This is a genomic window from Streptomyces boetiae, assembly GCF_031845405.1.
Taxonomy (GTDB): Bacteria; Actinomycetota; Actinomycetes; order Streptomycetales; family Streptomycetaceae; genus Streptomyces; species Streptomyces boetiae.
Genome location: NZ_JAVREN010000040.1, coordinates 1 through 13,772 on the forward strand (window position 1 = coordinate 1; position 13,772 = coordinate 13,772).

12 protein-coding genes are annotated in these 13,772 nt (G+C 77.4%); 8 read left to right on the plus strand and 4 right to left on the minus strand.

Going from position 1 to position 13,772, the window contains the following annotated elements; all coding sequences use genetic code 11:
- The first annotated feature begins 70 nt into the window (after positions 1-70).
- Positions 71-649, plus strand: coding sequence for a hypothetical protein (locus RM780_RS21610; protein WP_311632498.1), 579 nt, complete (start codon positions 71-73; stop codon positions 647-649).
- 70 nt (positions 650-719) lie between these two features.
- The gene (locus tag RM780_RS21615; RefSeq protein ID WP_311632499.1) at positions 720-1,064 is read left to right on the plus strand and encodes a DUF4429 domain-containing protein; all 345 of its coding nucleotides are present in this window, start codon (positions 720-722) and stop codon (positions 1,062-1,064) included.
- Between the two features lie 156 nt (positions 1,065-1,220).
- Here the strand turns inward: RM780_RS21615 and RM780_RS21620 are convergent, their stop codons facing one another.
- The 3 genes from RM780_RS21620 to RM780_RS21630 form a co-directional block, all read right to left on the minus strand.
- Positions 1,221-2,084, minus strand: coding sequence for a siderophore-interacting protein (locus RM780_RS21620; protein ID WP_311632500.1), 864 nt, complete (start codon positions 2,082-2,084; stop codon positions 1,221-1,223).
- A gap of 91 nt (positions 2,085-2,175) precedes the next feature.
- Complete coding sequence (locus RM780_RS21625; protein WP_311632501.1) at positions 2,176-3,081, minus strand: S1 family peptidase; 906 nt, start codon at positions 3,079-3,081, stop codon at positions 2,176-2,178.
- Between the two features lie 114 nt (positions 3,082-3,195).
- Complete coding sequence (locus RM780_RS21630) at positions 3,196-3,405, minus strand: hypothetical protein (RefSeq protein ID WP_311632502.1); 210 nt, start codon at positions 3,403-3,405, stop codon at positions 3,196-3,198.
- Between the two features lie 385 nt (positions 3,406-3,790).
- Between RM780_RS21630 and RM780_RS21635 the strand changes: the two genes are divergently transcribed.
- The 6 genes from RM780_RS21635 to RM780_RS21660 all read left to right on the plus strand — a co-directional run bounded on the left by RM780_RS21635 (position 3,791) and on the right by RM780_RS21660 (position 13,118).
- Positions 3,791-5,350: an aldehyde dehydrogenase family protein gene (locus tag RM780_RS21635; RefSeq protein WP_311632503.1), complete on the plus strand. Its 1,560-nt coding sequence runs from the start codon at positions 3,791-3,793 to the stop codon at positions 5,348-5,350.
- A 99-nt stretch (positions 5,351-5,449) separates the two neighbouring features.
- Positions 5,450-6,166, plus strand: coding sequence for a class I SAM-dependent methyltransferase (locus RM780_RS21640; protein WP_311632504.1), 717 nt, complete (start codon positions 5,450-5,452; stop codon positions 6,164-6,166).
- Between the two features lie 225 nt (positions 6,167-6,391).
- A complete protein-coding gene (gene lanKC / locus RM780_RS21645; RefSeq protein ID WP_311632505.1) occupies positions 6,392-9,061 on the plus strand; it encodes a class III lanthionine synthetase LanKC in 2,670 nt (889 codons plus the stop codon).
- A gap of 67 nt (positions 9,062-9,128) precedes the next feature.
- A complete protein-coding gene (locus RM780_RS21650) occupies positions 9,129-9,263 on the plus strand; it encodes a SapB/AmfS family lanthipeptide (RefSeq protein WP_311632506.1) in 135 nt (44 codons plus the stop codon).
- Positions 9,254-11,098, plus strand: a complete 1,845-nt coding sequence (locus RM780_RS21655) for an ATP-binding cassette domain-containing protein (protein WP_394813043.1) — start codon at positions 9,254-9,256, stop codon at positions 11,096-11,098. The genes RM780_RS21650 and RM780_RS21655 overlap by 10 nt, the downstream gene beginning before the upstream one ends.
- The gene (locus RM780_RS21660; protein WP_311632507.1) at positions 11,076-13,118 is read left to right on the plus strand and encodes an ABC transporter ATP-binding protein; all 2,043 of its coding nucleotides are present in this window, start codon (positions 11,076-11,078) and stop codon (positions 13,116-13,118) included. Before RM780_RS21655 ends, RM780_RS21660 begins: the two co-directional genes overlap by 23 nt.
- On the opposite strand, the gene RM780_RS21665 is transcribed toward RM780_RS21660, so the two are convergent.
- A complete protein-coding gene (locus RM780_RS21665) occupies positions 13,095-13,700 on the minus strand; it encodes a response regulator transcription factor (protein WP_311632508.1) in 606 nt (201 codons plus the stop codon). The genes RM780_RS21660 and RM780_RS21665 overlap by 24 nt on opposite strands.
- Positions 13,701-13,772: the final 72 nt, after the last annotated feature.

Here is a 13,772-nt window from a genome sequence, read left to right on the forward strand (position 1 = left end):
CCCGCCGGCCGCCCCCGTCCCCGCCCAGCGGGCGGCGGCCCACGGCCGCCGCCCCTAGCGCGGCGGCGGCATGGACCAGCGTCAGCCCGGCCTCGTGCGCCCAGCGCCCTCGCGCGCGCGGGCCGCGTCCGGCAGCGCCCCGGCCGGCCTGACCCTGCCCGCCTCCGCCCCGTCCGGCACGGCGGGCGACGCCGTGGGCATCCCCGAGGATCACGGGCGGCGCATCCTCGGCTGCCTCCCGCGCAGCGGCGCGGTCTTCGCCTGTTCCGCCCTGTGGTGGTGGGTGGTGCCCCCCGACTCCCAGATCGGCCTCGACTGGCCCGCCACGGCCCGCTACTGGCCCAACGCCGTCCGCCCCGGCGCGCACACGCAGCGCGCGCCGCACCAGACTCCCGCCGCGCCGCGCCACCACGGGGGGCGTGGCGCGGCGGGGGACGGCCCGGCGCAGCTGGTCCACTGGCCGGAGGACGCGGCGCCGTTCACCCACCCCCTGCTGCTCTACGTGGCCGTCTGCCGCCTGGCCGGCGTTCCCCCGGTGACCCGCCTCGCCGCCCAGACCCGCCGCCAACGCCCGCGTGCCTCGGACGCCGGCCCGGTCCGTCCCGGCGGCCGGCCCCGGCTGCGCGGACGCCGGTCCTTCCTCGGATGAGACCGGCCGATCAGGGGTATTTCCCGGGCAGGTGCCGGCCGCGTCGGCCGACGGCTGGGGAGGGGATGTGATGGAGGCCAGAGGCAGGGACGGCTGTGTCCGCTTCGACGGCCGCTTCGTCACCATCACCCCTGAGGGACTGCTCGGCCGAATGCGTCGGCGCACGTCGGCCTCACTGCAAGCCCCGATCGGCTACGTCGTGGCCGTCCAGTGGCGCCCGGCCGGCTACTGGAACCCGGGGTTCATCCACATCATCGGCGCCCAGGACCGGGCGTTCGGCGGCTGGTCGTTCCACCACCTCAGGAAGGCGGCGGCCAGCCCGAAGGCAGTCTGCTTCGACCGGTGGCAGCAGCCACGCTTCGAGGAACTGCGCAGCGTCCTGGAACACGCGATCGCCCAGCGCCCTGGCGCCTGACGGCACCCTGGCCGCACCGATCCGGGCAGGCCACGGGCGACGGTCACTGGCGACACCGCCACGCGGAGGGCACGCGGCCGGCCGGCAACTCCCGAGAGGCACGGCGCGGCCCCGGGCCGCCGGGTCAGGAGGGCCGTGTCCGACCCGGCCCCCGGCTCAGGCCGGGTAGTCCCTGACGTGGGCCGTCTCCTGCTCGCGTTCGACCTGGCGGTTCCACTCGGCCTTGCCGGCCTGCCAGCCGTCCTCATCACTGCCCCGGCGCCAGTAGCCCGAGATGGACAGGGCCTCGCGCGGCAGGCCGCGGTCCTGGCGCAGATGGCGGCGCAGCTCCTTGACGAAGTGGGCCTCGCCGTGGACGAACGCCTGGGGCGGACCCGGCGGGAACGCGGCCGAGGTGACCGCCGCGACCAGTGCGTCGCCGACGCGGCCCGCGCCCCGGTGCAGCCAGCGGATCTCCGCGCCGGCCGGGGCGTCCAGCTTCTGCTCCTCCTCGGGGCCCGCCACCTCCACGAACACCCGAGCCACCGCCCCGGCCGGCAGCGCCTCCAGGGCCGCCGCGATGGCGGGGAGAGCGCTCTCGTCGCCCGCCAGCAGGTGCCAGGCCGCCTCCGGGGCGGGCGCGTACCCGCCGCCGGGGCCCAGGAAGCTCACCGGGTCGCCCGGCCGGGCCGCCGCGGCCCAGGGCCCGGCCAGCCCCGCGTCGCCGTGGTGCACGAAGTCGATGGTCAGCTCCAGGGCCTCCGGGTCCCAGGCGCGCACCGTGTACGTCCGCGTCCGCGGCCAGGCGTGGCGGGGCAGGTCGCGGCGCACGGCGGCGATGTCGAGGGGCTCGGGGTAGTCCACGCCCGGGACCGGGAAGAGGATCTTGACGTACTGGTCGGTGTCGCTCCTGGCGGCGAAGTCGCGCAGCTCCTCGCCGCCGAGCACGAGTCGGATCACGTGCGGAGTCACGCGCTCGGCGCGCAGCACCCGCGCGGTGTTCACCTTCGGGGCGGCCCGGGGGCCGGTTCGGTCGGACACGCGCACTCCTCGGCGTCGGGCGAAACTTAGGCAAGCCTAACTTCACGCGCAAGCCTACTCCTCCGCCCGCCCGGGCGCCCCTCCCGTCCCGCTACAGAAGTGTCAGCCCGTACGCGGCCAGCGCCTCGCCCACCGGCTGGAGGTAGGTCGTTCCCCCCACGGAGCAATTGCCGCTGCCGCCGGAGACCAGCCCGATCGCGTAGGGCGCGGAGAACGCCGGGGCGCCGCTGTCGCCCGGCTCGGCGCAGGCGTTGGTGCGCGTCAGGCCGCTGACGATCTGGCCGCCGCCGTAGTTCACCGTGAAGTTGACGCCGGTGACCGTGCCGGAGCGGCAGCCGGTGGGGGTGGCGATCCAGATGGTCATGCCCACGGTCGCGTTGCGCCAGCCGGTGATGTCCACCTCGCGGCCGTTGCAGACCACCGTGCCGGGGTGCGGCACCGCGGGGTTGGTGTACCGGATCAGGCCGAAGTCGTTGCCGGGGAAGCTGCTCCCGACCGAGGGGCCGATCGGGATCGTCAGGGCGGGGTCGGTGTACCAGGTGGGCAGGCCGGTGGTGCAGTGCCCGGCGGTCAGCAGGTAGGCGGCGGAGCCGGAGACGGTGTTGAAGCCGGCCGTGCACTGCCCGCCCGGCGAGTACACCCGCTCGCCGCCGCTGACGAACGGCCGCAGCGGCGCCGCGGCGCGTTCGAGGGCCAGGGCGGGGGCCAGGTCGCCGGCCTCCCGGCGCAACGCGGCCAGCGCGGAGGCGGGGACCTCGGGGCCGGCGGTGACGCGGACGCGGCCCGAGGCCCGGTCGACGGCCCAGGCCGTGCCCGGCACGTCGGCCGCGCGGACGGCGGCGCTCGCCGCGGCCAGCTCCTGGGCGCCGAACGCCCTCGGCGCGGGCGCGCGTTCGGCCGCGGCGCCCTGGCCGGGGGCGGCCAGCAGCAGTGCGGCGGCGGACAGGCAGGCCAGGAGGGCGGCGGACAGCGCGGAGCGTCTGAGGGGTAATCTCACGGATTCCTCCGGAAGGGACGTGGGGGAGCGAGGGCCCGGCGCGGGCCTTCACCGTCCATCTGCCCGCCGGACGGCGGGAGTTCACCCCGGGACCACCCCTAGCGTCTGTCCGCCCTAGCGCGGCTCGGGCGTGCAGCGCCGCGGGCCGTGGCAGTAGAAGCCGCGGCCCTGGCAGTACCAGCACACGTGCGGGGCCACCACGCCCTGCGGGCTTCCGGAGTCCGGCACGTACAGCGTCTCGCGGAACTCCATCCGCTGCCCCGTGCACGCCTGGCACTGCCGGTGCGGCCCCGGGCACCCGTTCTCCGCCGGCTCCATCGCCACCTCCGCCACACCTCAGCGCCCGCCGATGCGTATCGTGATCGCACGACGGCTCTCCGGAGCCAACCTACCGGCCCCGGCGCCCCGCACGCTCCCTCTCCTCCCGCGCCCGGCGCGCAAGCCGAAGCGGGGGCGTGCTCACCCGGCGCGCGCCAATGTGCGGGATCTCCCAGGCGTGACCCCGGGCGTTGTAGCAGGCTCACACCTTTGGTTCCGGGGGCGTGAGTTCGGTGGTCCCGGCTCCTCGGCCGGGTACATGACACTCCACGGCGCCGGGGACGGCGCCGTCCGCGGCCGTGCCCGCGCCCGGGGAGCCGACCGTTCCCCAGGGCCGAGGGCCCCAGCCACCGACCGTCGAGAGGCGGCCGCGGTGACCCCCGAAGGATGGATGATGCGACCTTCACACCCCGCGGGCCTGACGCTGAAGGCCGGCACCGCATGGGACGAGACCTACGCCCGCTGCCTGCGGGCGGCGCCCGAGGCGTTCGACGAGGACCGGGCGCGCAACCTGTGGGCCGGCGCCTGGCAGCGCGACGGCGTTCCGCAGCCCGCCGTCTCGCCCGTGGACGGCACCGACCTGCCGGGGCCGCCGTTCCTGGACGACGCCGAGGCCCACCGGGCCGTGGCCGCCGCCTATGACCAGCACCAGCGCTGGCGCCGCGTCCCGCTGGCCGAGCGCAGAGCGCGCGTGACCGCCGCGCTGGACGCCATGACCGAGCACCGCGACCTGCTGGCCCTGCTGCTGGTGTGGGAGATCGGCAAGCCCTGGCGGCTGGCCTGCGCCGACGTGGACCGCTGCATCGAGGGCGTGCGCTGGTACGTGGACGCCGCCCCCGGGCACCTGGAGGGCCGCGTCGCCCTCGACGCCCCCGTCACCAACATCGCGAGCTGGAACTACCCCATGAGCGTGCTGATGCACGCCATGCTCGTGCAGGTCCTGGCCGGCAACGCCACCGTCGCCAAGGTCCCCACCAACGGCGGCCTCTCCTGCCTGACCCTGGCCGCCGCGCTCGGCGCCCGCGAGGGCCTGCCCCTGACCCTGATCAGCGGAAGCGGCGCCCGGCTCAACGACGCCCTGGTCCGCTCCCCGCACGTCGGCTGCGTCTCCTTCGTCGGCGGCCGGCGGGCCGGGGCGCGGATCGCCGCTGCCCTCTCCGGCCTGGACCGGCGCCACATACTGGAGCAGGAGGGCCTCAACACCTGGGGCGTGTGGGAGTACAGCGACTGGGACCTGCTGGGCGGCCAGCTCCGCAAGACCTACGAGTACGCCAAGCAGCGCTGCACGGCCTACCCGCGGTTCGTCGTGCAGCGCTCCCTGCTCGACCGCTTCCTCGCGGCCTACCTCGGCGCCGTCCGGGAGATCCGCTTCGGCCACCCGCTGGCCGTGGCCGCGCCCGAGGACCCCTTCCCCGAGCTGGACTTCGGGCCGCTGATCAACAACGCCAAGGCCAAGGAGCTGGCCGGGCTGACCGAGGACACGATCGCCGCCGGGGGCCTGCCGCTGTACCGCGGCAGCCTGGACGACGGCCGTTTCCTGCCCGGCCAGGACACCTCCGCCTACCTGGCGCCGGCGGCCATCCTCGCCCCGCCGCCCTCCTCCCCGCTGCACCACGCGGAGCCCTTCGGGCCGGTGGACACCATCGTGGTCGTGGACACCGAGGCCGAGCTGCTGTCCTCGATGAACGCCTCCAACGGCGCGCTCGTCGCAACCCTGTCCTGCGACGACGAGTCCACGGCCGGGCGCCTGGCCCAGGAGATCCGGGCCTTCAAAGTCGGGATCAACAAGCCCCGTTCGCGCGGCGACCGGGAGGAGCGCTTCGGCGGGCACGGCAACTCCTGGCGCGGGGCGGTCGTCGGCGGCGAGCTGCTGACCCGCGCCGTCACGCGCGGGCCGCGTGAGGAGCGGCTGCCCGGCAACTACCCGGACTACCTGCTGCTGCCCTCCTGACCCCTCCCCGGGGCACGGCCGTTCCGCCCGCGCCCGGGGCCCCTCGCGTCGCGCCACGCGAACGGGCCCCGGCGCGCGGCGAACGGCTACGGTGGCCGCGTGTTCTCCCCCCAGGGTCCGACCCTCCGCGAGCTGGCCGTGCAGGCCCTGTCCTCTGTCGAGCGCGGCTACGACCTGCTGGCCCCGAAGTTCGACCGCACCCCCTTCCGCACCCCCGACGCCGTCCTGGACGCCGTGGGCGGGGCGCTGCGCGGGCTCGGGCCCCTCGGCGACGGTCTTGACGTGTGCTGCGGCACCGGCGCGGGCGCGGCGGTGCTGCGCGAGATCTGCCGGGGACGGGTGACCGGCGTGGACATCAGCACGGGGATGCTGGAGGTGGCGCGCCGGGCCGCGCCCGGCGACGGGGTGGACTGGGTGCGGGCCGACGCCCGCGCGCTGCCGGTCCGGCCGGTCTTCGACCTCGCCGTCAGCTTCGGCGCGTTCGGGCACTTCCTGCCCGCCGAGCGGCCCGCGCTCTTCGCCTCGGTCCGCTCCGCGCTGCGGCCCGGCGGGCGCTTCGCCTTCCCGCTCGTCGCGCCGCCGCGCGTCGGCTCCCGCGCCTACTGGGCGCTGTGGGGTTTCGACGCGGCCATGCGGGTGCGCAACGCCCTGTGGCGCCCGCCGTTCGTCATGTACTACCGCACCTTCCGGCTCCCCGACGTGCTGCGCGACCTGACGGCGGCCGGGTTCGCCCCGGAGACGCTGCCGCTGGAGGCCCTGGGCCGCCGCCCGGACGGCGCCCCGCGCTGCCTGCTCGTCGTCGCCCGCCGCGCCTGAACGCCCCGCCCCCGCGCACCCGAGCGCCCGCCCTTCGCCCGCTGCTCGACTCCGGCCGTGCGACTGGCATATGACGTCTGATCAGGCATTCGTCACCACCCGTGCGTTCCGCATGCCTTTTCCGTGACAGCCGCCACTGTCCGCCGACTCCCGCCGCTGGAACCCTCGTTGACGTGCCGGGGACCGCCCGGACGCACCGCGGACGACGAGAGGCGAGGAGGGGGCGTGGACAAGCGGTACGAGGTCTTCTGCCTGGTCGACCGGCACTTCTACGAAACGCCCGACCGCGCCGCCGCGCCCGCCGCCCCCGGCGGCACGCACCCCGAGGGCTGGTTCGAGACCGCGCAGCGGCCCGTGCCCGCCGGGTGGAGCGCCCGCCGCTCCGGCGACTGGCTCCACCTGATGCCCCCGCCCCCGGGCGAGGGGGGCGCCGCCCCGATGCCCGCCCAGGGCTGGAAGGTGCACGTCTCCGCGACCCTGGCCAACGCCGACAAGACCGCCGCGAAGGTCTGGGACCATTGCGTGCCGCGGGGCATCCCCTTCAAGTTCGTCCCCGCCCGCGAACTGCTCTACCTGCGCAACTCCAAGTACGCCGAACGCCACCTCAGCGGCAAATTCGCCACCCTCTACCCTGCCGACGAGGACCGACTGGAGGTGCTGCTCGCCGAGTTGGGCGAGCTGCTGGACGGCGGTGAGGGCCCGTACATCCTCACCGACCTGCGGATCGGCCGCGGCCCGCTCTACGTCCGCTACGGCGCCTTCGTCCCGCGCTGGTGCGACAACGGCTCCGGCTCCCTCGTCCCCGCCATCGAGGACGACTGGGGCCGGCTGGTGCCCGACCGCCGCACCCCCGTCTTCTCCCTGCCCGAGTGGGTGACCCTGCCCGCCTTCCTCGAACCCCACCTCGCCGCCCGCGACGGCGTCGTCCTGGGGGACCTGCCCTACCGCATCGAGGGCGCCCTGCACTTCTCCAACGGCGGCGGCGTCTACCGCGCCACCGACCTGCGCACCGGCGAGCGCGTGGTCCTCAAGGAGGCCCGCCCGCACGCCGGCCTCGCCGCCGACGGCGCCGACGCCGTCACCCGCCTGAAGCGCGAACGGGCCGCCCTGGAACGGGTGTCCGGCCTTTCCGTGGCCCCGGCGGTCCGCGACTGGTTCGAACTCGGCGAGCACCGCTTCCTGGTGATGGACCACCTCCCGGGGCGCACCCTCAACTCCTTCTTCGCCGAACGCCATCCGCTGCTCGCCGAGGCCCCCGACCCCGGCCGCCTCGCCGACTACGCGAGCTGGGCGCTGGACGTGCACGCGGGAGTCGAGCGCGCCGTCGCCGCCCTCCACGGCCGCGGGCTGGTCTTCAACGACCTGCACATGTTCAACGTCATGGTCGCCCCCGACGGCCGCACCGTCTCGCTCCTCGACTTCGAGGCCGCCGCGCCCGCCGACGAGAACCCGCGCCAGATCGTCGCCCACCCCGGGTTCGTCGCACCCGCCGACCGCACCGGCTACGCCGTCGACCGCTACGCCCTGGCCTGCCTGCGGCTGGCCCTGTTCCTGCCCATGACCTCGCTGCTGGCCATCGACCCCGCCAAGGCCGAACACCTCGCGGAGGTGGCCGCGCGCGAATTCCCCACACTGCCCGGGGCGTTCCTCGACGAGGCCGTGGCCGAGATCCGCGGCGCCGGGAACGGCCGTTCGCCCGCGGCCCCCATATCCGCCGCCCCGACCCCCGCCCCCGCCGCCGCGCGGCGCCCCGCGCCCGCGGACTGGCCCGGCCTGCGCGACGCCCTGGTCCGCGCGATCCTGGCCTCCGCCACCCCCGAGCGGGAGGACCGCCTCTACCCCGGCGACCCCGCCCAGTTCGCGCCAGGCGGCGCCGAACGCCACGAGGAGGGCGAACGCTGGCTGCTGCGCCGCGCCGCCGCGCCCCCCGAGGGCAGCCCCCTGGGCCTGTACGACGGCCTGTTCGGCGTCGTCCACACCCGGCACGGGCTGGGCCACCGGCAGGCCGCGCTCGACCTGGCAGAGCGCGCGCTGGGCGAGCGCTGGGAGCGCCTGCCCGCCCACCTGCACGGCGGCCTGGCCGGCATCGGCCTCGTCCTGGACGAGCTGGCCGCCGCCACCGGCGAGAGCGCCCTGGCCGCCCACGCCGAGCGCGTCACCGACCTGGCCGCCGAACGCCTCGGGGACCCGCCCGGCCCCACCCGACCCGGAAGCCCCGGGGACCCCTCGCGCCCCGCGCCCGGGCGGGCGCGCGCCGGGCTGATGCGCGGCGCGAGCGGCGCGGCCCTGCTCTTCGTGCGCCGCTACGAACGCACCCGCGCCCCCGGCCTGCTCGACCTCGCCGCCGCGGCCCTGACCCGGGACCTGGCCCACTGCCGCGCCGACAGCCACGGCACCCTGGCCGTGGACGAGGGCACCCGCACCATGCCCTACCTCGCCGAGGGCAGCGTCGGCATCGCCGCCGTCCTGGACGACTACCTCGCCCACCGCGCCGACGAGCGCCTGGCCGCCGCCCGGGCCGCGATCCTGCCCGCCGCGAGGCTGCGCTACTACGCCCAGCCCGGCCTCTTCCGCGGCCGGGCCGGGATGATCTGGCACCTGGCCAGGACCGCCACGCCCGGCGTCACGGCCGCCGACCTCGACGCGCAGGCCGCCGCGCTCGACTGGTACGCCATGCCCTGGGGCGGCGGACTCGCCTTCCCCGGCGACCAGATGATGCGCCTGTCGATGGACCTGGCCACCGGCACCGCCGGCTGCCTCCTCGCCCTGGCCGCCGCCCACCGCGGCGACACGGGCGGGCGCGCGCCCGGCCTGCCCTTCCTGCCGCCGCCCCCCGGCGGCGGCCCACAGATTCCTCCGCCGCGGGACGGCGGAGGCGCACGGGGGACCGATTGAAGGCACCACCGCACCACAGCGCACCACACCGCACCACGTCATGAGATCGACGACGGAAGGAAACCCCATGTCCCTGCTCGACCTTCAGTCCATGGAGCCGGAGACCGCCACCGACGGTGGGGGCGGAGGCGGCGGCGAGAGCAGCCTCAGCCTGCTGATCTGCAACAACCACAGCTCGCACAGCACCATCCTGTGCCTCTGAGCAGCGGACCCCAGGCCGCCCCGCGCGCACCGTCGCGCGGGGCGGCCGCCCCGCGCCCGGGGGAGCGGCCCGCCGCCCCGGGCGAGCCCCCCTCGGTCCTGCGCGCGACGGCCCGGCACGGCGCCGCCCGCGCCGCCTGGCTGCTGCTGCTCGGCCTGGCCGAGACCGCAGCAGCCCTGCTGCTGCCCGCCGCGCTCGCCCGCGCCGTGGACACCCTGCTCGCCGGGGCGCCCGGCGCCCGCCGCTGGGCCCTGGCCTGCGCCGGCCTGGCCGGCGCCCAACTCGCCGCGGGCGCCGCCCGCTCCGTCCTCGCCGGAACGACCGACGCGCGGGCCGCCGCCTGGCTGCGCGGGCGCCTCATCGGGCACGCCCTCGCCCTCGGGCCGCGCGGCGCCGCCCCGTTCGCCCCCGGCGACCTGGCCACCCGCGCCACCCTCAACGCCGCCCACGCCGGCGCCGCCCCCGCCGCCCTCGCCGCCGCGGCGGCCGGGGCCGCCGCCCCCGTCGGCGGCCTCCTCGCCCTCGCCCTGCTCGACTGGCGCCTGGCCGCCGTCCTGCTGGCCGGGCTCCCGCTGCTCGCGCTGCTCCTGCGCTCCTTCGCCCGCTCGACCGCCGACGCCCTGGAGCGCTACCAGCGCGCCCAGGCCGCCATCGCCGCCCGGCTGGTGGAGGCCACCCGCGGCGCCACCACCATCGCCGCCGCCGGCACCCTGCGGCGCGAGCGTGACCGCGTGCTGGCCCCGCTGCCCGAACTCTCCGCCCAGGGACACCGGATGTGGCACGTCACCGCGCGCGCCACCGGCCGGTCCGCCGCCCTCTCCCCGCTCCTCCAGCTCGCCGTCCTGGCCACCGCCGGACTCCTGCTGTCCGAAGGGCAGTTGTCCACCGGCGGCCTGCTGGCCGCCGCCCGCTACGCCTCCTTCGCCTCCGCCGTCGGCGTCTGCGTCGGCCACGTCAACCGCGTCGTCCAGGCCCGCGGCGCCGGCCGCCGCATCGGCGAGGTGCTGGCCGCCGCCCCCGTCCGCCACGGCGAGGCCGCCCTGCCCCGCCCCGGCGCCGGACGCCTCCGGCTCCGCGGCGTCACCGCCGCCCGCGACGGCCGCCTTGTCCTCGACGGCCTCGACCTGGACGTTCCCGGCGGCGCCACCCTCGCCGTCGTCGGCCGCTCCGGCACGGGCAAGTCCCTGCTCGCCGCCATGGCCGGGCGCCTGGCCGACCCCGACGCCGGGGAGGTCCTGCTGGACGGCGTGCCGCTGCGGGCGTTGACCCGCCGCGAGCTCCGCGAGGCCGTCGGCTACGCCTTCGAACGGCCCGCGCTGCTCGGCGGCACCCTGGCGGGCACCATCGGCTACGGCCCCGCCCGGCCCGCCCCCGGGCGCGTGGCCGCCGCCGCGCGGTCCGCCTGCGCCGACGCGTTCATCCGCACCCTCCCCGAGGGTTACGACACCCCGTGCGCCGACGCGCCCCTCTCCGGCGGGGAGCTTCAACGCCTGGGTCTGGCACGGGCGTTCGCCCACGACGGGCGGCTGCTGATCCTGGACGACGCCACCTCCAGCCTGGACACCGTCACCGAACTGCGCGTCGGCCGCGCCCTGATGAGCGAGGCCGGGGGCCGCACCCGGCTGGTCGTCGCGCACCGCGCCGCGACCGCCGCCCGCGCCGACCTCGTCGCCTGGCTGGACGGGGGCCGGGTGCGCGCGCTCGGGCCGCACCACGAGCTGTGGCGGCTGCCGGAGTACCGCGCCCTGTGGGCCTCGGACGAGCCGGGCGCCGCGGACGAGGGGGAGGCCGACGAGGGGGAGGGGGTCCGCGATGGCCGCGCCGCCCGCCCCTGAGCCCACCGCCGAGCCCACCGCCGAGCCCACCGCCGAGTCCGGGGCCGGGCCCCGGCTCGCCCGCTCCGGCCTGCGCTTCCTGCTGCGCCGCCGCCGGGCGCTGGCCGCGCTCGCCTGCTGGTCCCTGCTCCAGTCCGCGCAGACCTTCCTCATGGGCCTCGGCGTCGCCCGCGCCCTCGACCGCGGCTTCCTCGCCGGCGACCCGGCCGCCGGGCTGCGCTGGCTGGCCCTGACCGCCGCGGGCGTCGCGCTCGGCGCGCTCAGCGCGGCCCGCGTCCACCGCGCCGTGGCCGGGCTGGTCGAGCCGCTGCGCGACCGGCTGGTGACCGGCGTCGCCGAGGACGCCCTGCGCGGAACGGCCTCCGCCCCCGGCGTCGTCTCGCGGCTCGGCCACCAGACCGAGCTGGCCCGCGACAGCTTCGCCGGGCTGATCCTGGTCGCCCAGACGTTCGTCTTCACCCTGGCCGGGGCCGTGGCCGGGCTCGCCGCGCTCGCGCCCGCCCTCCTCCTGGTCGTGCTGCCCCCGCTGCTGCTCGGCCTGGCCGTCTTCGGCTGCGCCCTGCCCCCGCTGGCCCGGCGCCAGCGCGCCGTTCTGGAGGCCGACGAGGCGCTGGCGGCCTGCCTGGGTGAGACGTTCGCCGGCCTGCGCGACATCACGGCCTGCGGCGCGGAGGACCGTGCCGCCGCGGAGACCGGGGAGCGCGTGACCCGGGAGCTGAACGCCGCCCGGGCGCTGGCCCGTTGGGGCCTGTTCCGGTCCCTCGCCCTCGGCCTCGGCGGCCACCTGCCGCTGCCGCTTCTCCTGCTCACGGCCCCCTGGCTGCTGGAACGCGGCGTCACGGCAGGGGCGCTGGCCGGCGCCCTCACCTATCTCAGCCAGGCCCTGCTCCCCGCCCTCCACACCCTCATGGACGGCGTGGCCGGCGCCCTGACGCGCCTCCAGGTCGTCCTGACCCGCCTGCGTCCCGTCGGCCGGGGACCCGAAGCGTGCGGGCCCCCGGCCGCCGAGGCCGCTCCGGACGAGGCCGCCGGGCCGGCGCGGGGCCTCGCATGGGACGCCGCCCCCGGCGTGGCCGAGAGCACTGCCCGGGGCGCCGGCCGTGACGCCGCGCCGGAGGCAGCGCCCGCCCCAACGGCCTTGCTAGCCCGGGGCGTTGCACCGCAGGCCGTACCCGGATCGACCGCGCCCGCCGCGGGCGTTGCCCCCGGCGCGGTGGCCGGGGCCGCCTCCGGCTCGGGGGCCCCGCCCGCGCTCGAACTGCGCGGGCTCCGCTTCGCCTACGGAGGCCGCTCCCAGGCGCTGTTCAGCGGGCTGGACCTGGTGCTGCCCGCCGGCGGGCATCTCGCCGTGGTCGGGCCGAGCGGGACGGGCAAGTCCACGCTGGCCGCGCTCGCGGCCGGGCTGCTGGCGCCCACGGCGGGGGAGGTGCTCCTCAACGGCCGCCCGGCGGCGGGGCTCGGGGCGGCCGAGGCCGCGCGGCTGCGGGTGCTGCTGCCCCAGGACTCCTACGTCTTCACCGGCACCGTCCGCGAGAACCTCGCCTACCTCCGCCCCGGCCCCACCCCGGACGCGGCCCTGCTGGAAGCCGCCCGCGCGGTCGGCGCGGAGGCCGTGGTCGAACGCCTCGGCGGGCCCGGGGGCCGCGTCGCGCCGGAGGAACTCTCCGCGGGGGAACGCCAGTTGCTGGCGCTGGCCCGCGCCTGGGCGGCTCCCGCCCCGCTCGTGCTGCTGGACGAGGCCACCTGCCACCTCGACCCGGCAGCCGAGGCGCGGGCGGAGCGGGCCTTCGCCCGACGCCCCGGCGGCGCCCTGCTGGTCGTCGCCCACCGGATCAGCTCGGCCCGCCGGGCCTCCCGTGTCCTCGTCCTGGACGGAGAGGACCACGTCACCGGCACGCACGCCCGGGCGCTGGCCCGCTCGCCCCTCTACCGCGACCTGGCGGCGGGCTGGGCACCCCCCGGCCGCAAGGATCCGGAGGCGCCCCGGCCCGACCCCTCAGACCCAGCCCGCGTGGCGTGAGATCCGGATGGCGTCCACGCGGTTGCGGGCGCCGGTCTTGCGGATGATCGCCGCCAGGTAGTTGCGGACCGTGCCCTCCGCCAGCCACAGCGTTCCCGCGATCTCGGAGACCGAGGCCCCGTCGGCGGCCAGGGAGAGCACGTTCAGCTCGCGCGGCGTCAGCGGCATCCGCGCCGCGCTCAGAAAGTCGGGCGCCAGCGCGTCGTCCACGTACCGGCTTCCCTGCGCCACCCGCCGTATCGCGTCCAGCAGGCGCTCGGGCGGCGCGTCCTTGCTGACGTAGCCCAGGGCGCGCGCCTCGAATGCCCGGTGCAGCAGGCCCGGTCTGCCGGTCGGCGCTATCACCACGAGCCCCGAGCGGGCCATCCCGTCCCACGGCTGCGGCTTCCCCATCCCCGCGAGGGCGGAGAAGCCGGGACAGTCCACGTCCAGCAGGACCAGGTCCGCCGGCCGCCGCGCGGCCTCGTGGGCCACATCCCGCGACGAGGCTGCCACCACGTCGATGTCCTCGGCCGAGGTGAGCAGGGACCTCAAGGCGCACCGCAGCAGGTAGTCGTCGTGGACGAGCAGTAACCGGATCACGTCTGTTGCCTCCTGGGGCAGCCACTTGTGCTCGCGATGCGAACGCCCCCCGCAGGGCGTCCGCACGACATC